This window comes from Sphaerotilus sulfidivorans (assembly GCF_013426975.1).
Classification (GTDB): Bacteria; Pseudomonadota; Gammaproteobacteria; order Burkholderiales; family Burkholderiaceae_C; genus Sphaerotilus; species Sphaerotilus sulfidivorans.
In genome coordinates, this window is sequence record NZ_JACCPY010000001.1 from 102923 (window position 1) to 124392 (window position 21470).

Below are 21470 nucleotides of genomic sequence, written 5' to 3' on the forward strand. Positions count from 1 at the left end.
TCCCCATGCTGCAATTCGACCTCCTCGCCACCGAAGGCCATGCCCGCCGCGGCCGCCTGACCCTGAACCACGGCGTCATCCAGACGCCGATCTTCATGCCCGTGGGCACCTATGGCACCGTCAAGGGCGTGATGCCGCGCGACCTGGAGGCGATGGGCGCGCAGATCATCCTGGGCAACACCTTCCACCTGTGGATGCGCCCCGGGCTGGACGTGATGAAGCAGTTCGGCGGCCTGCACAAGTTCGAGAACTGGAACAAGCCGATCCTGACCGACTCCGGCGGCTTCCAGGTCTGGAGCCTGGGCGACATGCGCAAGATCAGCGAGGAAGGCGTCAAGTTCGCCTCCCCCGTCAACGGCGACAAGCTCTTCATGACGCCCGAGGTCTCGATGCAGATCCAGACGGTGCTCAACTCCGACATCGTCATGCAGTTCGACGAGTGCACGCCCTACTGGCAGGGCGCCAAGGGCTCGGGCCACATCACCAGCGAGAAGGAAGCGCGCAGCTCGATGGAGCTGTCGATGCGCTGGGCCAAGCGCTCGAAGGCCGAATTCGAGCGCCTGGGCAATCCGAACGCCCTCTTCGGCATCGTGCAGGGCGGCATGTTCGAGAACCTGCGCGAGGAATCTCTGGCCGGCCTGGTCGAGATGGACTTTCCCGGCTACGCGATCGGCGGCGTCTCGGTGGGCGAGCCGAAGGACGAGATGCTGCGCATCATGAACCACACGCCGCACCGCCTGCCCGCGCACAAGCCGCGCTACCTGATGGGCGTGGGCACGCCCGAGGATCTGGTCGACGGCGTGGCCGCCGGCGTCGACATGTTCGACTGCGTGATGCCGACCCGCAACGCGCGCAACGGCCACCTCTTCACCCGCTTCGGCGACCTGAAGATCCGCAACGCCCGCCACCGCAGCGACGAGCGCCCGATCGACGAGACCTGCAGCTGCCACACCTGCCAGAACTTCAGCCGCGCCTACCTGCACCACCTCGACCGCTGCGGCGAGATGCTGGGCCCGATGCTGACCAGCATCCACAACCTGCACTACTACCTGAACCTGATGCAGGAGGTACGCGATGCGCTCGACGCCGGCCGCTTCGAGGCCTTCCGCGCCCAGTTCAAGGCCGACCGCGCCCGCGGCGTCTGAATGCGCATGAGCGACGCACACGCCGCCCTCGAGGCCGGTCTGGCCGCGCTGGCCGCCGCGCTGGGGCAGCCGCTGCCGGCGGACTACCTGGCCTTGCAGCGCGCGCCCGGCCCGGTGCCCGGCCCCTTCGGCGCCCATGAATGGCTGCGCCCGGCCGCCGCCCTGGCGCAGTGGCAGCAGAACCAGGAACTGCACGGCAGCGGCACGCTGCGCGCGCTGCCGGTGGCGGCCGATGCCGGGGTGCGGGCCCAGGCCTGGCATCCGGGCTGGCTGCCGCTGACGCACGACGGCGCCGGCACCCTGGCCGCACTAGATCTCGCCCCGGCCGAGGGCGGCCAGGCCGGACAGGTCATCCTGGTCGATGCCGAGGGCGGACGGCGGCGCCGGCTCGGCCGCGATCTGGCGGACTGGCTGGCCCGCCCTGGTGCCGGCCTGGCGGACGACGCGGGCTGAGCGCCCGACTCAGCTCGCCAGCAGCTCGTCGATCACCTCGATCCAGTGCCGCACCGGCGTCGGGGTGCCGCTCTGTAGATGCTGGATGCAGCCGATGTTGCCCGAGACGATCAGCGGCGCCTCGCGCGCGGCCAGGGTCTCGAGCTTGCGGTCGCGCAGCCGGTAGGCGATGTCGGGCTGCAGCACCGAGTAGGTGCCGGCCGAGCCGCAGCACAACGCCGCGTCCTGCAGCGGCAGCCGCACCTCGAAGCCCAGCGCGCCCAGCGCCGCCTCGACCTGGCCGCGCAGCTGCTGGCCATGCTGCAGCGAGCACGGCGGGTGATAGGCCAGCACCCCGCTGGCGCGCCGGTTGCCGAGCGCCGACTTCAGCGCTCCGGTCAGGCCCGGCAGCAGCTCGGAGAGATCGCGGGCGACCTCGCTGACGCGCCGCGCCTTGTCGGCATAGTCCGGATCATGGGCCAGCGCGCGGCCGTAGTCCTTGACCGACACGCCGCAGCCGGAGGCGTTGACGACGATCGCCTCGACCGGATCGAGCCCGCCCAGGCCCTCGACCTGCGGCCACCAGGCGTCGATGTTGCGGCGCATGTCGACCAGCGCACCCTCATGGTCGCCGAGGTGGTCGCGCACCGCGCCGCAGCAGCCCGCCTCGTCCGAGACCAGGGTCTGGATGCCGCAGGCGTCGAGCACGCGGGCGGTGGCGCTGTTGATGTTGGGCGCCAGCGAAGGCTGCACGCAGCCCAGCAGCATCAGCACCTTGCGGGCATGCTGGCGGGTCGGCCAGCGCTGCGCATGGGCCAGTGCGCGGGCGCTGGGCTTCGGCGGCACCTTGTTCTTGAGCATCGCCGGCAGCAGCGCGCGCACGTTCTGGCCGGCACGCAGCGCCGGACCGAAGCTCGGCGAGGTCATGCCCTCGCGCAGCATCCAGCGCACGCCGCGCTCGGCACGGCTGCGCTCGACCTTGCGATCGACGACCTTGCGGCCGATCTCGAGCAGGTCGGCGTACTCGACGCCCGACGGGCAGGTGGTCTCGCAGCTGCGGCAGGTCAGGCAGCGGTCCAGATGCTCCTGGGTGCGGCGGGTGGGCATCGCGCCCTCCATCACCTGCTTGATCAGGTAGATGCGTCCGCGCGGGCCGTCGAGCTCGTCGCCGAGCAGCTGGTAGGTCGGGCAGGTCGCGGTGCAGAAGCCGCAGTGCACGCAGCGGCGCAGGATCTCCTCGGCGCGTTCGCCTTCGGGGGTGTCCTGGAATTCGGGAGCCAGATGGGTCTGCATGCGTCTCAGAGCCCCGGATAGAGGCGGCCGGGATTGAACACGCCGTCGGGATCGAAGGCCTGCTTCAGCTCCTGGTGAATGCGGTCGAGCGGTGCCTTCAGCGGCGTGAACACGCCCAGCCCGCTGGAGGCGACGGCCTTGTCGCGGGCCCGGAACAGCGTGGCATGGCCGCCGCTGGCCGCGGCGATCTGGCGCACCCGCGCAGCCGACTCGCGGGTGACCCACCAGCGCTGCGCCCCGCCCCACTCGATCAGCTGCTCGCCGGGCAGCGGCACCGGCGGCGCCCCGGCCGGCAGCGACAGCCGCCACAGCGCCGCGCCCTCGGCCAGCGAGCGTCGGGCATCGACGAAGAAATCGTCGGTCTGGTCGCGCATGCCCAGCCAGAAGCGCTGCGCCAGCGCGTTGTCGATCGGCTCGCCGCCCATCTTCTGGTTGGCCGAGGCCACCGCTGCGGTGGCACCCGCCAGGCGCACCACCAGCGCGCCCTGCCACCAGGCGGTGGCGTTGACCGGCAGCGGCTGGCCGGCCCAGCGCTGCATCAGGTCGAGCGCCTCGCCCTCCGAGCAGTCGAAGCGCAGCGTGCTGGTGTAGGACGGCACCGGCATGACCTTCAGCGAGACCTCGCAGATCACGCCCAGGATGCCCAGCGAGCCGGTGACCATGCGCGCCACGTCATAGCCGGCGACGTTCTTCATCACCTGGCCGCCGAAGCTCAGCACCTCGGCCTTGCCGGTGAGCAGGGTCAGGCCGAGCACATAGTCGCGCACGCCGCCCACCGCCGCGCGCGACGGCCCGGCCAGGCCGGTGGCGACCATGCCGCCGATGGTGCCGCCGCGCTGGCCGGGGCGCTCGATGTCGGGGTAGCGCGGCGGCTCGAAGGCCAGGTACTGGTTGCGCCGCGCCAGCTCGGCCTCGACCTCGGCGATCGGGGTGCCGGCGCGCGCGGTGATGACCAGCTCGCTGGGCTCGTAGCGGGTGATGCCGCTCAGGCAGCGCACGTCAAGCAGGCGCCCCTGGACCGGCTCGCCGTAGAAGGACTTGGTGCCGCCGCCACGGATCGCCAGCGTGCCGCGCGCCTCGCGGGCCACGCGGACCCGCTCGATCAGGCTGTCGAGTGCCTTGATGCTCATGGGAGGTGTGTTCTGTGTTCTTCGGTTCGTCGTCGGGTGCGGTGCGGCGGCCGGGCTCAGAAGCGCGGCAGCTCGCTGAAGGGCAGCAGCCCGCGGCGCACATGCATCTTGCCGTATTCGGCACAGCGGTGCAGCGTCGGGATCGCCTTGCCGGGATTGAGCAGGCCGGGCGCATCGAAGGCGTGCTTGACCGCGATCATCATCGCCAGTTCCTCGGGCGAGAACTGCACGCACATCGAGTTCAGCTTCTCGACGCCCACGCCGTGCTCGCCGGTGATCGTGCCGCCCATCTCGACGCTGAGCTCGAGGATCTCGGCGCCGAAGGCCTCGGCGCGGCGCAGCTGGTCGGGATCGTTGGCATCGAAGAGGATCAGCGGATGCAGGTTGCCGTCGCCGGCATGGAAGACATTGCAGCAGCGCAGGCCGTGCCTGTCCTCCATCGCGGCGATCGCGCGCAGCATGTCGGCCAGGCGACGGCGCGGAATGGTCGAGTCCATGCACATGTAGTCGGGGCTGATGCGCCCCGAGGCCGGAAAGGCGTTCTTGCGACCCGACCAGAACTTCAGGCGCTGCGCCTCGTCGCGGCTGACCTCGATGCCGCTGGCGCCGCAGCGCGTCAGCACCTCGGTCATGCGGCCGATCTCCTCCTCGACCTCCTCGGGCGTGCCGTCGCTCTCGCACAGCAGGATCGCGGCCGCGTCCAGGTCGTAGCCGGCATGCACGAAGTCCTCGACCGCGGCGGTCATCGGCTTGTCCATCATTTCCAGGCCGGCCGGAATGATGCCGCTGGCGATGATCTCGGCCACCGCCTCGCCGGCGGTCTCGACGGTGGGGAAGCTTGCCATGATGCAGCGTGCCAGCTGCGGGCGCGGGATCAGCCGCACCACCACCTCGGTGACGACCGCGAGCATCCCCTCGCTGCCGATGACCACGCTCAGCAGGTCCAGCCCCGGCGCATCCAGCGACAGGCCGCCGAACTCGACCGCCTCGCCGTCGATGGTGTAGCCGCGCACCTTCAGCACGTTGTGCAGCGTCAGGCCGTACTTCAGGCAGTGCACGCCGCCGGAGTTCTCGGCGACATTGCCGCCGATGGTGCAGGCGATCTGGCTGGACGGATCGGGCGCGTAGTAGAGGCCGTAGGGCGCCGCCGCCTCGCTGATGGCGAGGTTGCGCACGCCGCACTGCACGACGGCGACGCGCTCGCGCGGATCGACCTTCAGGATGCGGCTGAACTTCGCCAGCGACAGCGTGACGCCGTCGCGGTGCGGCATCGCGCCGCCGGACAGGCCGGTGCCGGCGCCGCGCGCCACCACCGGCACCGACAGCTCGCGGCAGGTCCTGAGCACCGCGGCGACCTGCGCCTCGGTCTCGGGCAGGGCCACCAGCAGCGGACGCTCGCGGTAGGCGCTCAGGCCATCGCACTCGTAGGGAATCGTGTCTTCGGCATGCCACAGCAGCGCGTGGGCCGGCAGCACGCCGCTCAGCGCCGAGACCAGACGCTGCTGGCGCTCGCGGCGGGCCGACAGGGTCTGAGCGGTATCAGGTCGCACGCTGCCAGCGGCCGGGCCGGCGGCCAGCGCATCCTGCGGCAGGGGGGCATTCATCGGACATCTTCTCCAGCTGGGGCGGGCAGCTCGCCGGCTGCCTCGCATGGGGGCGCACTGTAATGGCTTGACCCCCTGTTTTGCGGGCTTGCGCTCAATATTCCACGAAGACCGTGAGAACTCCGGTGTACCCGTACAGATGGCGCCGGGCGATCTCGCCCCCCGCGAAGAAGCCGACCAGCGGCACCTCGCCCAGCGCATGGCGCAGGATCTGCAGCTCGGCCGACGGTCCGCCGAAGTGCGGGCCGCCCCGGCCGGAGCAGCTGACATAGATCGCGCCGAGAATGCGGCCCGGCGCACTGCCGTCCTCGGGCGAGAGCTCCTCGCGGATCTCGGCGCAGATGCGCATCAGGTCGCGCCGCGCCGCCTCGGCATCGCGCCGGCAGAAGGTCATCGACATGCCCGCCTCGACCCGGTCGGCGATCGCCACCGCCGAGCGCATCGGGTCGAGGCCGATCAGGTGGCGCACCCGGGTGTCGGCGCCGAACTGGCCGCGCGAGAGCACATCGTCGCCGGCGTCGGTCAGGCCGACCAGCGTGGAGCGCAGCCGGGGCACCGCCTCGCGCGGACGGCCCAGGTCGATGCCGAGATCGTCGAGCAGGCACTGCAGCGCGCTCTGGCCGTCGAGCTTCAGCACGATGTTGTCCTGCGCGGCCTCGACCCGGCGCACCGGACCGACCGGCTGGCAGCCCTGGGTGACCCGCGACAGCAGCGCGACCTCGGCGGTGAAGGCGACGCCGGACATGCCGCTGTCGTAGAGGCCGGCCGGCGCCGGCAGCCCGGCAGGCGGCACCGGCGCGCAGAACTGCACCCCGCGCCGGCGCGAGGCGCTCAGGCCGCCGAACAGGTAGCCGCTGCCGACCCGCCCGGCCAGCTCGCCCACCAGCTCGCCGATGTCGGGCATCGCCCCGTCGGCATGCACCAGCGCGGCGTGCAGATCGTCGCGCAGCAGCGGACGCTCGCCGCTGAACAGCTCGAAGCTGCCCGGCGGCAGCTCGGCCAGCATCAGCACCAGCGCCGGCTCGTCGAAATACTCGACCCCGCAGACCGCCACCCCGATGCCGACCGAGCCGACCCAGGGCACGCCCGGCCAGCGCAGCTTCAGCTCGGCCAGCAGCGCGTCGGCCTGGTCGGCATGGTGGTCGGTGATGTAGATGAAGCCCAGCGGTGCCAGACGCCCGCGATCGACCGGCGCACGCGAGGCGCGCTGCCCGTCGAGCTGGGCGGCCGCCAGCGCCAGCGCCATCGTCGCGTCGGGATGGGTGGCATGGGCGATCAGGAAACCGGGGGTCGGCACGCGGGACACCTGCTGCTCGGGGCCGGCCGCCGCTCAGGTCTTGCGCGACGCGGCCGCGGTCTTGCGGGCGGCCTTCCTGGCCGGCGCCGGCGCCGATGCAGGCTCTGCAGGCGGGCTGCGGCGCGCGGCAGCCTTCTTCGCCGCGGCGGGCGCCGGCTCCGGTGCGGCCGGGGGCGTGACGGCGGCCGCGGCCACGCTGCTCATCACATCCTGCATCGCGCCGGCGGCACGGGCCTGGGCCTCGGCGGCGGCGCTCGAAGTGGCCTGCACGGTCTGGGTGGCCAGCTCGGTGAACTGCTGGGTGAGCGCACCCCACCACTGCATCGGATCAACCGCCGGCGGCGCCGGCTCGGCGGCGGCCGGGGCCGGGGCCGCTGTGGCCGGAGCGGGCGCCGGGGCCGGGGCGGATGCCGGCGCCCGGGCCGGAGCGGCCGCGGCCGCGGCCGCGCTGAAGACATCGGGCACCCGCACCTTCAGCGCCTCGCCGAGATCGGCCATCGGCACGTTCATCGTGCGCAGCGTGCCCAGCGTCATGCGCTGGACCTCCAGCGCCTGCACGGTGGTGGCGATCATTCGCGCGTTCTGCTCGAGCCAGAACTGCACGGTGCGCAGCTCGCCGATGCGCTTGTCGAGCTCCTGCGGATCCAGGGTCGGCGCCACCCACTGCCCGATGCTGGGCAGGGTCTGGCCGGCGTTCTTCACCAGGCCCTGCAGAAAGTCGAAGCCGGGCACGAACTTGGCGAAGGCCTCGGTGCAGGCCTGCGAGTAGGTGTTGCCGAACGGGTTGCTGCTGTCGCTCATCGGATGCTCCTCATGTCTTCGTGCCGTCGTGTTCGTGTGTCTTCAGGAAGCGCAGGATGCCTGCATTTCCTTCATTTCCACCGCGCCGGCCCATTGTGCCGACCGATGCCGGACGTGTCACTGACGTCGCCGACGTCAATGACGCCCCGCCTGCGGCAGCAGCAGCTCGACCTGGAAGCCGCGCCGGGCCAGCAGCGCCGGCAGCCCCTCGGGGCCGGTCATGTGCAGGGCGCCGACCGCGGCGAAGACCCGCGCGCCGCGCTGATGCAGCGTGGCGATGCGCTCGGCCATGGCGGGATTGCGCGCCAGCACGCCCGCTTGGTGCGCCTGGCGCTCGGCCTCGCTCTCGAGGCAGCCGCACCACTGCGCGAAGTTCTCGATCGCGGCCAGATCCGACGCGGCCCAGTGCTCGGCCAGCCGCAGCGCCACCCGGCGGGTGGCCGGATCCTCCAGCTCGTCGAGGCCGCGGCGCACCACCGTCGCCACCTCGGCGGGACGCGGCGCCACCAGGAGCGCGACCTGCTGCTCCGGCGTCTCCAGCGAGAGCACCGTCTGGCGACGCGCATGGGCCAGCCGCGCCAGCCAGCCGTCGATGCCCCAGGCCGGATCGAGCCCGTCGCCGCGCAGCGACAGCGACACCAGCGTGATCACCTGCAGCTCGGGCCTCAGACCCTCGAGCAGGCTGCCGACGCAGGCCAGCGAGCGCTGCTGCGCCAGGCGCTCGGCCAGATCGTCCGGCAGACGGGGCTGACCGGCCGGAACACGGGCGGCGCGCTGCAGGCGCTGCAGCACATCCGGATCGAGCAGATCCAGCTCGAAGGCGACCCGGTCGGCGGCCGCCAGCGCCGCCATCACCTGGGACCCCGGCGAGATCCAGTCCGGGCGACCGACATGCACCGTGCCATAGAGATGCGAGACGCGCCCGTCCTTCTCGATCCGCCACAGCAGGCCGCGATCGACCGGGCCGGGCAAGGCCTGCAGCCACTGCGCCTGCGCCGGCGGTTCGGCCAGCGGCGGGCACAGCGCCTCGGCGGCCAGCGGCGCCTCGAGCGCCTGAGCCCGCAGCAGACCCGGTGCCATCAGCAGCGGCAAGGACAGCAGCACGGCCAGCAGCCGGCGCGCAAGCAGCTTGGAGAGCATCCGCCTCGGCCCTCAGTCGCGCCGCAGCCGGCGCAGGCCGACGTCCAGCGTGCCGAGCGGCATCTGGCCACGCGGCGCCAGCGCCGCCAGCACCACCCGCTCGACCTCGCCCAGCGGCTGCGCCGCCGGACCCAGCGCCAGCAGCGTGCCGGCCCGCACGCCCCGCGCCCGGGCCAGCCGGGCCAGCAGCGGCCCGATCGGCGTCGAGGGCTGCACCGGCGCGCCGGCCGGTGGCAGGCCCTCGGGCGCCAGGCTAGGCGTCAGGCTCAGCGCCAGCCGGCCGCGCCCCTCGCCACGCTCGCCCGCCTGCAATGCGTCCGGCGTCATCAGCACCGGCGCCAGGCTCAGCCAAGGGCGCGGGCAGGCCTCGTCCCGCTGCTGCCACTGCAGGCCTGCACCGACCAGACGCACGCTGCCCAGCGCCTGCTCCGGCGAGGCCCCGACCGGCAGCTCGCCGCTCAGCACGATCCAGCGGGGCGCCACCGCCAGCGTGGCCGCCGGGCCCGCCAGCGACACCTCGTCGCAGGCGCCCAGCAGACCGTCGCCCGGCAGCGGCTGCCAGGCCTGGGCCTCGTCCCCGCCCGATTCGTCGCCAAGCTGCACCTCGACCGCCCGGCAGGCGCGCGGCAGCGGCGCCATGCACATGCGCGGATCGAAGGGAAAGGCATGGCGGGCCCGGCCCTCGTCGAGCGTGCGCGCCAGATCCTGCAGCTGCGGTGACAGGAAGGACCAGTCATCGAGCACCTGCTGCAGCCGCGAGGCGATCGCGCTGACATGGTGGGCGGTGGTCAGATCGGACGAGACGACGACGAGCTGGCCGTCGCGCGAGCCGTCCTTGTAGGTCGCGAGCTTCATGGGCGCAATGATCGCAGACGTGGCAGACTGGGGCGAACGCCACTTGAATGCGCCACGGAGGTCCGCCGCTTGCTGCCCGATCGCCCTGCCCTTGCGGCCCCGCGCCGCGCCGTGCGCTCCCGACGGGCGCTGGCCGGCCTGCTGGCGCTCAGCGCCGGGCTGCATCTGTGGCTGATCGACCGCTGGCAGCCGGCAGCGGCGACTTCTTCCTCTGCATCTGCCACCGCCCCTGCCCCTGCATCCGTTGCGGCTGCGCCTCCCGCACCGGCCCGCCCGGTCGAGCTGCTGTCGATCCCGGCGCCGCTGCCTCCGCAGGCAGCGCCCGTGCCGCCCGCACCGGCTGCGGCCCTCGTCACCCAGGCGCAGGTTCAGGCCCCCGCGCCGATGCCGGCGCCCCGCGCGCCTGCCGCCCCCGCACGATCGGACCCGCCGGTCCAGGCCCTGCCCGCCCCGATACAGACAGCCGCCACCCAGTCCGAGACCCCGCCAGCCGAACTGCTGGCCGTGGCAGCCCGGCCGCTGGTGTCGCTGCCAGCGGCCGGGCCGGTCGTGCCGCCTTCGGTCCGACTTGACTACCGCATGAGCCGCGGCGCGCTGGTCGGCCGGGGTCAGATCGACTGGGACAGCGACGGCCAGCGCTACCGCATGCGGCTGGAGGCCCGCGTGCCGGTGGTCGGGCTGATCCTGGCGCAGAACAGCAGCGGCCGCATCGATGCACAGGGCGTCGCGCCCGAGCGCCACACCGAGCGGCGACTGCGCCGCAGCGAGCGCGCGGTCAGCTTCGTGCGCGAGGGCGCCAGCCCGCATGTGAGCTTCTCCAGCCGCGAGGGCCAGGAGCCGCTCGAGCCCGGCATGCAGGACCGGCTGAGCTGGATCGCGCAGCTGACCGCGCGGCTCGATGCCCCCGGCCTGAAGCCGGGCGGGCAGATCCTCATGCCAGTGGCCGGCACCGGCGGCGAGGTGCAGCACTGGGTCTTCACGCTGATCGAGCGCGACGAGGCCGGCCGCTGGCACCTGCGCCGCGAGCCTGAGGGCCCCTTCGACACCCGCGCCGAGGTCTGGACGCTGCCGCAGGCGCCGCACTGGCCGCAGCGGCTGCGCCTGAGCGAGGCCGACGGCGACGCGCTCGAGCTGCTGCTGCTCGCGTCTTGAATCCCGCCGCGCCTGCCCCAGATTTCCTCCAACCGTCACTCAACCGTTCCTCAACCGTTTCCCAAGGAGATCACGATGCACATGCTCTACAACTCCGAGAACTTCGCGGTGATGCAGCACATGGGCGACGGCCATCCGCACGGCGGCTTCGAGATCGTCGACAAGACCTCGCGGCGCGAGATCTATCTGGCGGGCCTGCTGGCCGAGCATTTCCAGGCCGGCGTCGAGCGGCTGATCGGCGACGAGGTCGACGAGATGCACATCGACGATTTCCTCGCGGCCTACACCACGCTGGCCCACCATCCCGTGGTGCTGCACTGAACCTCGGGCGTCGGGCCGGTCGCGCGCCGTCGCCCCATCACCCCCGGACCGCGTCGGGGCGCGCGGTCCGGCCTTGCATGTCTCGCCCGGTTGGCGCGAAGATGGCAGACCAGCAGGCCGAAGAAGGCCTCGAGATGGCCCGAGAATTTCCCGAGATCGCGAGGAGACCGCATGCGCAAGGAAGTGTCCCGCCCCGAGCCGGTCCGCCGCTCGCGCAGCCGCAAGGGCGGCGCGCCGGTGCTGCTGTCGCCGGGCCTGCTGGACTCGCCGGTGCTCGATCAGCTCTGCACCCATTTCGTGCTGACGCTGACGCTGCGCCAGGCCGGCCGCTTCGCCGGGCGACGCGACTGGAACAGCCTGCTGTCGCTGACCGCGCGGCATCTGGTCTGGCCGGTCAGCGTGCTGCAGCGGCTGCGCGAGTTCCTGGGCCGCCGGGTGCGCGACCATGAGGCCTGGTCGGACCATGCGCAGCTCGACGACGCGGCCTTCCTGGAGCGCCACGGCTGGTGGGGCGGCCCCTACGAGGAAGGCACGCTCTACTTCTACCTCGACGAATACATCAAGGACGCGCCCAAGGACCTGATGGCGATCCTGGGCACCACCGGCGACTGGCTGGCGCAGCACCTGCGGCAGAACGACACGCTGGTCGAGAAGAACGTCGAGCTGCTGGCCGGCCTGCTGCAGCTCAATCCGGCCGAACGTGCGCTGATCCTGTACGGCACGCTGGCGCGCTACCAGCGCGACCTGCGCGGCCTGCTGGTCGAGTTCAAGGTCGCCAGCGCCCAGGAGGCCTACGCGACGCTGGCCGAGGTGGCCGGCGTCGACCAGCGCGATGTGGCCGAGGCGCTGCGCGCCGGCAGCCGGCTCGAGCGCATCGGCATGATCGAGAACCTGATCTCCGAGCACAACATCACCGACCTGGCCGACCTGATGAAGGTCTCCGACCAGCTGCCGCCTGTGCTGATGCGCGAGTACCGCGACCCGCAGGACCTGATGGCGGTCTTCACCCGGCCCTCGGTCAAGAGCGAGCTGACGGCGGCGGACTTCCACTTCGTCGCCGACGAGGTCGAGGTGCTGACCGCGCTGCTGAGGAACGCGGTCGCGCGGCGCGAAGGCGGCGTCAACGTGCTGATGTACGGCCCGCCCGGCACCGGCAAGACCGAACTCGCCCGGGTGGTGGCGCAGCAGGCCGGACTCGAGCTCTACGAGGTCGAGCATGCCGACCGCGACGGCAATTCGCTGTCGGGCCGCGACCGCTACCGCTCGCTGCAGATCAGCCAGGTCTTCCTGAAGGCCAGCCCGGAGGTGGCGCTGCTGTTCGACGAGGTCGAGGATGTCTTCCCGCCGATCTCCTCGGACGCGGCGCAGCTGATCGCCCGGCTCGAGAGCAGCGGCGATGGCGGCGCCTCCGGCTCGGTCAACGGCAAGGCCTGGGTCAACCAGATCCTCGAGAGCAATCCGGTCCCGGTGATCTGGGTCACCAACCGCATCGAGCAGATCGATCCGGCCTTCCGGCGCCGCTTCCAGTACCACCTGGAGCTGAAGTCGCCACCGCCGGGCGCGCGCGAGGCGCTGGTGCGCCGGGCGCTGGGCCCGGCCGAGGTCAGCGCCGAGTTCATCGAGCGGCTGACGCAGCGCAAGGCGCTGACGCCGGCGCAGATCCGCACCGCGGTGCGCTTCGCCCGGCTGGTCGGCGAGACGACACCCGGCGACGCCACGGCGCTGGAGCGCCTGATCGAGCGCCAGATCGCGCACGCCGACCTGGCGCTGGGCAACACCGACGCGACCCGCCCGGCCGCGCGCCCGGCGGTGACCGGCTATGACCTGGCGCTGCTGAATGTCGAGAGCCGCTTCGAGGTGCCGCGCATCGTCGAGGCGCTGCGCCGGCGCGGCCACGGCGCGCTGTGCTTTCACGGCGCGCCCGGCACCGGCAAGACCGCGCTGGCCGAGCACATCGCGCAGGCCCTGGGCCGCCCGCTGATGATCCGCCAGGCCAGCGACCTGGTGAGCAAGTTCGTCGGCGAGACCGAGCAGAACATGGCGCGCATGTTCGCCGAGGCCGGCGCCGAGCAGGCGGTGCTGCTGCTCGACGAGGCCGACAGCTTCCTGCGCACCCGCCGCCGCGCCGAGCGCAGCTACGAGGTGACCGAGGTCAACGAGATGCTGCAGGGCATGGAGCGCTTCGGCGGCGTCTTCATCTGCACCACCAACCTGTTCGAGGATCTCGACGAGGCAGCCCTGCGGCGCTTCACCTTCAAGATCCGCTTCCTGCCGCTGCGCGCCGAGCAGCGCGAGCGCATGTTCGTCGCCGAGGCGCTGGGCGGCGCGGCCGAGCGGCTGAGCGACGAGCAGCGCCGGCGCCTGGCGCTGCTCGACCAACTCGCCTGCGGCGACTTCGCTGCGGTGCGCCGCCAGGTCGACATTCTCGGCGAGGCCTTCGAGCCCGACGAGTTCCTGGCCCAGCTCGAGAGCGAGCACCGGGTCAAGCCGCAGGTGCGCGAGCGCCGCTCGATCGGCTTCACGCACTGACGCTGGGCGACGGCGCCCCCCGGGAGACTGCGCCGCCGGGCGCGTCCCGGCCGGCGGGGCCTGGCCTCAGCGGCGCACGCCGCCCTTGAGCTCGGCGGCCAGCGCGGCGAAGCCAGCCTCGTCGCCGGCGGCCAGCAGCGCGGCCTGCTGCGGCCAGCTGGCCGGCTGGGCCAGCCGGAAGCGCGGGCCGGCTGCGGCCAGCACCGCCGCCAGTTGCTCCGCATGCGCGTCCGCCAGCGCGGCAAAGCCGGTGATGCCGGCTTCCTTCAACAGCGTGGCGATGCGCGGGCCGATGCCCTCGATGCGGGTCAGATCGTCGTCGACGGCAACCGCAGCCACCGGAACCGGATCGGCCACGGGCGCCGGCTCGACCGGCTCGACCGGCTCGGCCGGCGGCTCCGGCGTGGCCGTGCCCCCCTGCGAGGCCGGTGGCAGCCAGGCCGCCCAGGACATCCAGGCCCACCACTACGCTGCTGCGCCCATCAGCGCCAGCATCTGCTGTCCGGCCTGCACCGGCTCGAAGTCCTGTGTCGTGTCCATCCGTTCCTCTTTCTCTCCAGAGATCATCGAAAGCACGCTTCCCGCATTGAATCACCCTTGTCCTGCGGCACTGTTGCATCCCCGCCGCAGCAGCACGATTACCTACAATCTGCCGCCATGACCGCCCCGACCCCCGCCTATACCCGCGCCGCCCGCCTGCCCGAGCTGCTCCAGCAGCGCATCGTCATCCTCGACGGCGCGATGGGCACGATGATCCAGCGCTACAAGCTCACGGAAGCCGACTTCCGCAGCGAGCGACTGAAGGACCACCCCAAGGACCTCAAGGGCAACAACGACCTGCTGGTGCTGACCCGCCCGGACGTGATCGGCGAGATCCACCGCCAGTACCTGGCCGCCGGCGCCGACCTGATCGAGACCAACACCTTCGGCGCCAACCGGGTCGCGCAGGACGACTACGACCTGGGCGCGCTGTCCTACGAGATGAACGTCGCCGCCGCGCGGCTGGCGCGCCAGTGCTGCGACGCGTTCAGCACGCCGGAGAAGCCGCGCTTCGTCGCCGGCGCGATCGGCCCGACGCCGAAGACCGCCTCGATCAGCCCGGACGTCAACGATCCCGGCGCGCGCAACACCAGCTTCGACGAGCTGCTCGAGGCCTACAAGGAGCAGGCGCGCGGCCTGCTCGACGGCGGCGCCGACCTGTTCCTGATCGAGACCATCTTCGACACGCTCAACGCCAAGGCCGCGATCTTCGCGGTCGACGAGCTGATGGAGGAGACCGGCGAGCGTCTGCCGGTCATCATCTCCGGCACCGTCACCGACGCGTCCGGGCGCATCCTGTCGGGCCAGACGGTGGGCGCGTTCTGGAACAGCGTGCGCCACGCCCGCCCGATCGCGATCGGCCTGAACTGCGCGCTGGGCGCCACGCTGATGCGGCCGTATGTGGAAGAACTGTCGAAGATCGCTGGCGACACCTTCATCTCCTGCTACCCGAACGCCGGCCTGCCCAACCCGATGAGCGACACCGGCTTCGACGAGACGCCCGACATCACCGGCCGGCTGGTCGAGGAGTTCGCGCAGGCCGGCTTCCTCAACATCGCCGGCGGCTGCTGCGGCACCACGCCGGACCATATCCGCGAGATCGCCGAGCGGGTCGGCAAGTACCAGCCGCGCTGCCGCCATGCCGCGCCGTTCACCTCCCTCATCGGCGACTGAAGCCTGCAGGACCACAAGAACATGAACACCTCCCTCACCCCGCCGCCGATGCGCCTGTCGGGCCTGGAGCCGGTCGAGATCGGCCAGGGCAGCCTCTTCGTCAACGTCGGCGAGCGCACCAACGTCACCGGCAGCCGCGTCTTCGCGAAGATGATCCTGGCCGGCGAGTACGAGAAGGCGCTGGCCGTCGCGCGCCAGCAGGTCGAGAACGGCGCGCAGATCATCGACATCAACATGGACGAGGCCATGCTCGACAGCAAGGCCGCGATGGTGCGCTTCCTCAACCTGATCGCCGGCGAGCCGGAGATCGCGCGCGTACCGGTGATGATCGACTCCTCCAAGTGGGAGGTGATCGAGGCCGGCCTGAAGTGCATCCAGGGCAAGGGCGTCGTCAACTCGATCTCGCTGAAGGAAGGCGAGGCCGAGTTCAGGCGCCAGGCCACGCGGGTGCGCCGCTACGGCGCCGCGGCCGTCGTGATGGCCTTCGACGAGAAGGGCCAGGCCGACACCTTCCAGCGCAAGATCGAGATCTGCGAGCGCGCCTACCGGGTGCTGGTCGACGAGGTCGGCTTTCCCCCTGAGGACATCATCTTCGACCCGAACATCTTCGCGATCGCCACCGGCATCGAGGAGCATGACAACTACGCGGTCGACTTCATCGAGGCCACCCGCTGGATCAAGCAGAACCTGCCCGGCGCCAAGGTCTCGGGCGGCGTGTCCAACGTCTCGTTCAGCTTCCGCGGCAACGAGCCGGTGCGCGAGGCCATCCACACGGTGTTCCTGTACCACGCGATCCAGGCCGGCATGGACATGGGCATCGTCAACGCCGGCATGGTCGGCGTCTACGACGACCTGGAGCCCGAGCTGCGCGAGCGCGTGGAAGACGTGGTGCTCAACCGCCGCAAGGATGCCGGCGAACGCCTGATCGAGATCGCCGACCGCGCCAAGAGCGCCGGCAAGGACGAATCGGCCCGGCTGGCCTGGCGCGGCACGCCTGAACAGCCCGCGCCGGTCGAGCAGCGCCTGTCGCACGCCCTGGTGCACGGCATCACCGATTTCATCGAGGCCGACACCGAGGAGGCCTGGCAGGCGATCCGCGCCCGGGGCGGCCGCCCGCTGCATGTGATCGAAGGCCCGCTGATGGCCGGCATGAACGTGGTGGGCGACCTGTTCGGCGCCGGCAAGATGTTCCTGCCGCAGGTGGTCAAGTCGGCCCGCGTGATGAAGCAGGCGGTGGCCCACCTGCTGCCCTACATCGAGGCCGAGAAGAAGGCGCTGCAGGACGCCGGCGGCGACGTGAAGCCCAAGGGCAAGATCGTCATCGCCACCGTCAAGGGCGATGTGCACGACATCGGCAAGAACATCGTCACGGTCGTGCTGCAGTGCAACAACTTCGAGGTGGTCAACATGGGCGTGATGGTCCCGTGTCAGGACATCCTCAGGAAGGCCAAGGAGGAAGGCGCTGACATCATCGGCCTCTCCGGCCTGATCACGCCCAGCCTGGAGGAGATGCAATACGTCGCCGCCGAGATGCAGCGCGACCCCTACTTCGCCGAGCGGGCCACGCCGCTGCTGATCGGCGGCGCGACCTGCTCGCGCGTGCACACCGCGGTGAAGATCGCCCCGAACTTCAGCGGCCCGGTGGTGTACGTACCCGACGCCTCGCGCGCGGTGGGCGTGTGCTCGGACCTGCTGAGCGAGGAGCGCGCGCCCCAGTACATCGCCGAGCTGAAGGCCGACTACGACCGGGTGCGCGAGCAGCACGCCAACAAGAAGGCCACGCCAATGGTCACGCTGGCCGAGGCGCGCGCCAACAAGACGCCGCTCGACTGGGCCACCTACACGCCGCCGGCGCCGAAATTCCTCGGCCGGCGCGAGTTCCGCAACCAGGATCTGGCCGAGCTGGCCGCCTGCATCGACTGGGCGCCCTTCTTCCAGACCTGGGACCTGGCCGGCAAGTACCCCGACATCCTGAGCGACGAGGTGGTCGGCGAGCAGGCCACCCGCGTGCTGGCCGACGGCCGCCGGATGCTGCAGCGCCTGATCGACGGCCGCTGGCTGCAGGCAAGCGGCGTGATGGGCTTCTGGCCGGCCAACACGGTCGACGACGACACCATCGAGATCTACGCCGACGAGTCGCGCAGCCAGGTGCTGATGCGCTGGCAGCCGCTGCGCATGCAGACGGTGCGCCCGGTGATCGACGGCGTGGCGCGGCCGAACCGCTCGCTGGCCGACTTCATCGCCCCGAAGGGCACGAAGCCGGACTACATCGGCCTGTTCGCGGTCACCGCCGGCCTGAACGTCGAGAAGAAGGAGGCGCAGTTCCTCAGCGAACATGACGACTACAGCGCCATCATGCTCAAGGCCCTGGCCGACCGCCTGGCCGAAGCCTTCGCCGAGCGGCTGCACCAGCGGGTGCGCACCGAGCTGTGGGGCTATGCGGCCGACGAGGCGCTCTCCAACGAGCAGCTGATCGCCGAGGCCTACCGCGGCATCCGTCCGGCGCCCGGCTACCCGGCCTGCCCCGACCACCTCGTCAAGCGCGCGATGTTCGAGGTGCTGGATGCGCCGGCCATCGGCATGGGCCTGACCGAGAGCCTGGCGATGACGCCGGCCGCCTCGGTCAGCGGCTTCTATCTGGCCCACCCGCAGGCGACCTACTTCAACGTCGGCCGCATCGGCGAGGACCAGCTCGCCGACTACGCTGCCCGCGCCGGCCTCGATCTGGCCGACGCGCGGCGTGCCCTGGCCCCGGTGCTGGGCTGATCCGAGCCGGCGCCAACAGCCGGCAGCAAGCAGAAAGGGCACCCCGAGGGGTGCCCTTTTGCAAGGAGCGCACCGCGGACATCGTCCGCGGAAGACGCTCGCCGCGGTGACTCAGCCCAGGCGAGCCGCGCCCTTGCGGCGACGCGACATGAAGCCCAGCGCGCCCAGACCGGCCAGCATCATCGCGTAGGTCTCGGGCTCCGGCACCGGTGCCGAGATCGCGACGTTGTCGAGGGTCACGCCCGAGCCGAAGCCCGAGAAGTACAGATGGTAGGAGGTACCGGCCACGCCATTGAAGTTGTAGCTGGCGGTCACCGGGGTCGAGCCCCAGTCGGTGACCTCGTTGAGCACCGTGCCGCTGGTAGCCACCGGCGTGGTGAAGTTGCTCAGGCCGACATCGCTCGACAGGAACAGGCGCGAGCGGCCTTCGCCGGCCACGGTGAAGCTGATCTGGTAGACCGCCGTGCTCAGCACCGAGAAGGACTGGTAGACCGAGTCGCCTGCGTCCAGATCCAGCATGCCGCCGACCAGCTCGGGCGTGCCCGAGCCGATGCTCCAGGAACCGTTGGCATAGCCGAGATCCGAGGCGCTGAAGGTCGGGTCGAGCAGAGAAATGGACTGGGCCTGGGCGGCGCCCGCCAGAGCGGTCAGCAGGGCGGCGGCCAGCGGCAGGCGCTTCAGGAATCGGGTGGTCATCGGGGAAATCTCCTGGACATGGATCGGCAGACGCGATTGCTGCCGTGGTTTTCCAGTCTAGGCAAGCCCTGCGAACACGCCACCCTCATTCACGGGGTAGGTCGCGAAGACCGTCAGGCAATTCACCGACTTATTTCATGTTCCCCCGGAAACCGGGGGGACACCCCCGGGAACTCCTTGGGATTCAGAGCCGGACCAGGTTGTCGCGATGGATCAGCTCGGGCTCGTTGGCATAGCCCAGCAGCCCCTCGATCTGCGACGAGGGCTTGCGCGCGATGCGCCGGGTCTCGCTGGCAGCGTAGTTGGCCAGACCGCGCGCGATCTCGGCGCCGGCAGCAGTGCGCACCGCGATGACATCGCCGCGCGCGAACTCGCCGCTGACCTCGATCACGCCGATCGGCAGCAGGCTCTTGCCCTCGTCACGCAGCTTCAGCGCCGCGCCGTCGTCGACGACCACCGCGCCGCGCAGCTGCAGGTGATCGGCCATCCACTGCTTGCGCGCGGCGACCTTCTGCGTCGCCGCCACCAGCAGCGTGCCGATCGATTCGCCCTCAACCAGGCGCAGCAGCGCATCCTGCTCGCGGCCCCAGGCGATCACGGTGCTGGCACCGCTGCCGGCTGCGCGCTTCGCGGCCAGGATCTTGGTGATCATGCCGCCCTTGCCGATCGAGCTGCCGGCGCCGCCCGCCATCTGCTCGAGCTCCGGCGTGCCAGCCACCGCCTCGTGAATGAACTTCGCGTCCGGATCCTTGCGCGGATCGGCCGAATAGAGGCCCTTCTGGTCGGTCAGGATGACCAACGCATCGGCCTCGATCAGATTGGCCACCAGGGCGCCGAGCGTGTCGTTGTCGCCGACCTTGATCTCGTCGGTGACCACCGTGTCGTTCTCGTTGATGACCGGCACCACGCCCAGCTCCAGCAGCGTCAAGAGCGTCGAGCGGGCGTTGAGGTAGCGCTCGCGGTCGGCCAGGTCGGCGTGCGTGAGCAGCACCTGCGCGCTGCCCAGGCCCTGCTCGCGCAGCGAGGTCTCGTAGATCTGCGCCAGGCCCATCTGGCCGACGGCGGCCGCGGCCTGCAGCTCGTTGATCTCCTTGGGCCGGGTCGCCCAGCCCAGGCGCTTCATGCCCTCGGCGATCGCGCCCGAGGACACCATCACCACCTCGCGGCCCTGGCGCACCAGCGCCGCCAGCTGCACGCACCAGGCGTGGATCGCGGCGGCGTCGAGCCCGCGCCCCTCGTTGGTGACCAGGCTGGAGCCGACCTTGACGACGATGCGGCGGGCGTTCTTCAGGACATCACTCATGGCAGCGGGCCGCGGCGACCGCGGACGAAGAGGTGGAGACGGAATCAGCGGAAGCGGGGATCGTCGGAGTCGGGCACGTAGGCGGCCTCGTCGTCCTTCGGCGCGGTCGGCTTCAGCGCAGCCTTGGCACGGCGGCGCGGCGCGGGCGCGGCGACCTCGACCGGCGCCGGCTCGGCCGACTCCTCGATGAAGCGCACATCCGGGGCCTCGATCGGCGGCGCATTCAGCTTCGAGACATGGTCATAGAGCGCATGCACCAGCGGATCGCAGCCCTCGCGGGTCAGGGCGGACAGCTCGAACACCGGGCCCTTCCAGCGCAGCCGGCGCACGATGTCCTTCACCCGCGCCTTGCGCTCGACCGGATCGGGCAGCATGTCGAGCTTGTTGAGCACCAGCCAGCGCGGCTTCTCGTAGAGCGCCCTGTCGTACTTCTTCAGCTCGCGGGCGATCGCGCGGACCTCGGCGACCGGGTCGACGTTCTCGTCGAAAGGCACCGCATCGACCAGATGCAGCAGCACGCGGGTGCGCTGCAGGTGGCGCAGGAACAGGTGGCCCAGGCCGGCGCCCTCGGAGGCGCCCTCGATCAGGCCCGGCACGTCGGCGACGACGAAGCTCTGACTCGGACCGACGCGCACGACACCCAGGTTCGGATGCAGCGTGGTGAAGGGATAGTCGGCGATCTTCGGCCGCGCGTTCGAGATCGCGGTGATCAGCGTCGACTTGCCGGCGTTGGGCATGCCCAGCAGGCCGACGTCGGCCAGCACGCGCAGCTCCAGCTTGAGCGCCTTGATCTCGCCGGGCCAGCCCGGGGTCTTCTGGCGCGGCGCGCGATTGGTGCTGGACTTGAAGTGCAGGTTGCCGAAGCCGCCGTCGCCGCCCTTGGCCAGGACGATCTTCTCGCCGTGCTCGAGCAGCTCGGCGATGATCTCCTCGGTCTCGGCGTCGCGGATGATCGTGCCCACCGGCATGCGCAGCACCACGTCCTCGCCAGCAGCGCCGAACTGGTCCGAGCCGCGACCGGCCTCGCCATTGCGCGCCTCGTGGCGGCGGGTGTAGCGGAAATCGACCAGCGTGTTCAGGTTGCGGTCGCCCAGCGCGTAGACATGGCCGCCGCGGCCGCCATTGCCGCCATCGGGGCCGCCAAAGGGAATGAACTTCTCGCGCCGGAAGCTCGCGCAGCCGGCACCACCGTTTCCGGCGGCCACGTCGATCGTGACCTCATCGACAAATTTCATGCGTGTTCTCCGGACGAGAGATCTTTGCAATGCAAAAAGCCCCGGCACGCCGGGGCTT

General features: G+C 71.2%; 18 protein-coding genes. 7 read left to right on the plus strand and 11 right to left on the minus strand.

The genetic code is table 11. From position 1 onward, the window contains the following. The first annotated feature begins 5 nt into the window (after window positions 1-5). Both tgt and HZU84_RS00445 read left to right on the plus strand, forming a co-directional pair. Window positions 6-1145: a tRNA guanosine(34) transglycosylase Tgt gene (gene tgt, locus HZU84_RS00440; RefSeq protein ID WP_149502905.1), complete on the plus strand. Its 1140-nt coding sequence runs from the start codon at window positions 6-8 to the stop codon at window positions 1143-1145. 6 nt (window positions 1146-1151) lie between these two features. Continuing rightward, on the plus strand, window positions 1152-1598 hold the full coding sequence (locus HZU84_RS00445; protein ID WP_180692726.1) for an SMI1/KNR4 family protein: 447 nt from the start codon (window positions 1152-1154) through the stop codon (window positions 1596-1598). Between the two features lie 9 nt (window positions 1599-1607). Here HZU84_RS00445 and glcF read toward each other — a convergent pair whose 3' ends face one another. The 7 genes from glcF to HZU84_RS00480 all read right to left on the minus strand — a co-directional run bounded on the left by glcF (window position 1608) and on the right by HZU84_RS00480 (window position 9697). Next, window positions 1608-2870, minus strand: coding sequence for a glycolate oxidase subunit GlcF (gene glcF / locus HZU84_RS00450; protein ID WP_149502903.1), 1263 nt, complete (start codon window positions 2868-2870; stop codon window positions 1608-1610). A gap of 5 nt (window positions 2871-2875) precedes the next feature. Beyond that, entirely contained in the window at window positions 2876-4000 is a 1125-nt protein-coding gene (gene glcE / locus HZU84_RS00455) for a glycolate oxidase subunit GlcE (RefSeq protein ID WP_149502902.1), read from the minus strand. A 56-nt stretch (window positions 4001-4056) separates the two neighbouring features. Further along, on the minus strand, window positions 4057-5604 hold the full coding sequence (locus HZU84_RS00460; protein ID WP_149502901.1) for an FAD-linked oxidase C-terminal domain-containing protein: 1548 nt from the start codon (window positions 5602-5604) through the stop codon (window positions 4057-4059). 94 nt (window positions 5605-5698) lie between these two features. Beyond that, window positions 5699-6850: an FIST signal transduction protein gene (locus tag HZU84_RS00465; RefSeq protein WP_149505165.1), complete on the minus strand. Its 1152-nt coding sequence runs from the start codon at window positions 6848-6850 to the stop codon at window positions 5699-5701. Between the two features lie 84 nt (window positions 6851-6934). Further along, window positions 6935-7702 carry a PhaM family polyhydroxyalkanoate granule multifunctional regulatory protein gene (locus HZU84_RS00470; protein WP_149502900.1) on the minus strand — a complete coding sequence of 256 codons (768 nt, stop codon included), beginning with the start codon at window positions 7700-7702 and terminating at the stop codon, window positions 6935-6937. Window positions 7703-7837: 135 nt separating this feature from the next. Further along, window positions 7838-8842 carry a TraB/GumN family protein gene (locus tag HZU84_RS00475; protein WP_149502899.1) on the minus strand — a complete coding sequence of 335 codons (1005 nt, stop codon included), beginning with the start codon at window positions 8840-8842 and terminating at the stop codon, window positions 7838-7840. Window positions 8843-8854: 12 nt separating this feature from the next. Beyond that, the gene (locus HZU84_RS00480) at window positions 8855-9697 is read right to left on the minus strand and encodes a fumarylacetoacetate hydrolase (RefSeq protein WP_180692727.1); all 843 of its coding nucleotides are present in this window, start codon (window positions 9695-9697) and stop codon (window positions 8855-8857) included. A 111-nt stretch (window positions 9698-9808) separates the two neighbouring features. Between HZU84_RS00480 and HZU84_RS00485 the strand changes: the two genes are divergently transcribed. The 3 genes from HZU84_RS00485 (at window position 9809) to HZU84_RS00495 (ending at window position 13699) form a co-directional block, all read left to right on the plus strand. Then, window positions 9809-10849, plus strand: coding sequence for a DUF3108 domain-containing protein (locus HZU84_RS00485; RefSeq protein WP_149502897.1), 1041 nt, complete (start codon window positions 9809-9811; stop codon window positions 10847-10849). Window positions 10850-10924: 75 nt separating this feature from the next. Beyond that, window positions 10925-11170, plus strand: a complete 246-nt coding sequence (locus HZU84_RS00490) for a BTH_I0359 family protein (protein ID WP_149502896.1) — start codon at window positions 10925-10927, stop codon at window positions 11168-11170. A gap of 171 nt (window positions 11171-11341) precedes the next feature. After that, window positions 11342-13699: an ATP-binding protein gene (locus tag HZU84_RS00495; protein WP_149502895.1), complete on the plus strand. Its 2358-nt coding sequence runs from the start codon at window positions 11342-11344 to the stop codon at window positions 13697-13699. A gap of 66 nt (window positions 13700-13765) precedes the next feature. Here the strand turns inward: HZU84_RS00495 and HZU84_RS00500 are convergent, their stop codons facing one another. Further along, window positions 13766-14152 (minus strand): DUF4332 domain-containing protein, encoded by a 387-nt coding sequence (locus tag HZU84_RS00500; RefSeq protein ID WP_149502894.1) that lies wholly within the window; start codon window positions 14150-14152, stop codon window positions 13766-13768. 204 nt (window positions 14153-14356) lie between these two features. On the opposite strand from HZU84_RS00500, the gene HZU84_RS00505 reads away from it, so the two are divergent. Together HZU84_RS00505 and metH are read left to right on the plus strand one after the other, a co-directional pair. Beyond that, window positions 14357-15412, plus strand: a complete 1056-nt coding sequence (locus HZU84_RS00505; RefSeq protein WP_149502893.1) for a homocysteine S-methyltransferase family protein — start codon at window positions 14357-14359, stop codon at window positions 15410-15412. A 21-nt stretch (window positions 15413-15433) separates the two neighbouring features. Next, entirely contained in the window at window positions 15434-18178 is a 2745-nt protein-coding gene (metH, locus tag HZU84_RS00510; protein ID WP_149502892.1) for a methionine synthase, read from the plus strand. Between the two features lie 111 nt (window positions 18179-18289). Here metH and HZU84_RS20365 read toward each other — a convergent pair whose 3' ends face one another. The 3 genes from HZU84_RS20365 to obgE all read right to left on the minus strand — a co-directional run bounded on the left by HZU84_RS20365 (window position 18290) and on the right by obgE (window position 21412). Beyond that, window positions 18290-18874, minus strand: coding sequence for a PEP-CTERM sorting domain-containing protein (locus HZU84_RS20365; protein WP_149502891.1), 585 nt, complete (start codon window positions 18872-18874; stop codon window positions 18290-18292). Window positions 18875-19058: 184 nt separating this feature from the next. Beyond that, on the minus strand, window positions 19059-20177 hold the full coding sequence (gene proB, locus HZU84_RS00520; RefSeq protein ID WP_149502890.1) for a glutamate 5-kinase: 1119 nt from the start codon (window positions 20175-20177) through the stop codon (window positions 19059-19061). A gap of 44 nt (window positions 20178-20221) precedes the next feature. Further along, the gene (gene obgE / locus HZU84_RS00525) at window positions 20222-21412 is read right to left on the minus strand and encodes a GTPase ObgE (RefSeq protein ID WP_149502889.1); all 1191 of its coding nucleotides are present in this window, start codon (window positions 21410-21412) and stop codon (window positions 20222-20224) included. Window positions 21413-21470: the final 58 nt, after the last annotated feature.

Excerpts from the sequence above, each read along its gene's own strand:
- HZU84_RS00490 (WP_149502896.1), top strand. The coding sequence starts at position 10,925 with ATGCACATGCTCTACAACTCCGAGAACTTCGCGGTGATGCAGCACATG.
- HZU84_RS00470 (WP_149502900.1), bottom strand. The coding sequence starts at position 7,702 with ATGAGCGACAGCAGCAACCCGTTCGGCAACACCTACTCGCAGGCCTGC.
- glcE (WP_149502902.1), bottom strand. The coding sequence starts at position 4,000 with ATGAGCATCAAGGCACTCGACAGCCTGATCGAGCGGGTCCGCGTGGCC.
- HZU84_RS00475 (WP_149502899.1), bottom strand. The coding sequence starts at position 8,842 with ATGCTCTCCAAGCTGCTTGCGCGCCGGCTGCTGGCCGTGCTGCTGTCC.
- HZU84_RS00465 (WP_149505165.1), bottom strand. The coding sequence starts at position 6,850 with ATGGCGCTGGCGCTGGCGGCCGCCCAGCTCGACGGGCAGCGCGCCTCG.
- metH (WP_149502892.1), top strand. The coding sequence starts at position 15,434 with ATGAACACCTCCCTCACCCCGCCGCCGATGCGCCTGTCGGGCCTGGAG.
- HZU84_RS00495 (WP_149502895.1), top strand. The coding sequence starts at position 11,342 with ATGCGCAAGGAAGTGTCCCGCCCCGAGCCGGTCCGCCGCTCGCGCAGC.
- HZU84_RS00480 (WP_180692727.1), bottom strand. The coding sequence starts at position 9,697 with ATGAAGCTCGCGACCTACAAGGACGGCTCGCGCGACGGCCAGCTCGTC.
- HZU84_RS00445 (WP_180692726.1), top strand. The coding sequence starts at position 1,152 with ATGAGCGACGCACACGCCGCCCTCGAGGCCGGTCTGGCCGCGCTGGCC.
- HZU84_RS20365 (WP_149502891.1), bottom strand. The coding sequence starts at position 18,874 with ATGACCACCCGATTCCTGAAGCGCCTGCCGCTGGCCGCCGCCCTGCTG.
- HZU84_RS00505 (WP_149502893.1), top strand. The coding sequence starts at position 14,357 with ATGACCGCCCCGACCCCCGCCTATACCCGCGCCGCCCGCCTGCCCGAG.
- obgE (WP_149502889.1), bottom strand. The coding sequence starts at position 21,412 with ATGAAATTTGTCGATGAGGTCACGATCGACGTGGCCGCCGGAAACGGT.
- HZU84_RS00500 (WP_149502894.1), bottom strand. The coding sequence starts at position 14,152 with ATGTCCTGGGCGGCCTGGCTGCCACCGGCCTCGCAGGGGGGCACGGCC.
- tgt (WP_149502905.1), top strand. The coding sequence starts at position 6 with ATGCTGCAATTCGACCTCCTCGCCACCGAAGGCCATGCCCGCCGCGGC.
- HZU84_RS00460 (WP_149502901.1), bottom strand. The coding sequence starts at position 5,604 with ATGAATGCCCCCCTGCCGCAGGATGCGCTGGCCGCCGGCCCGGCCGCT.
- proB (WP_149502890.1), bottom strand. The coding sequence starts at position 20,177 with ATGAGTGATGTCCTGAAGAACGCCCGCCGCATCGTCGTCAAGGTCGGC.
- glcF (WP_149502903.1), bottom strand. The coding sequence starts at position 2,870 with ATGCAGACCCATCTGGCTCCCGAATTCCAGGACACCCCCGAAGGCGAA.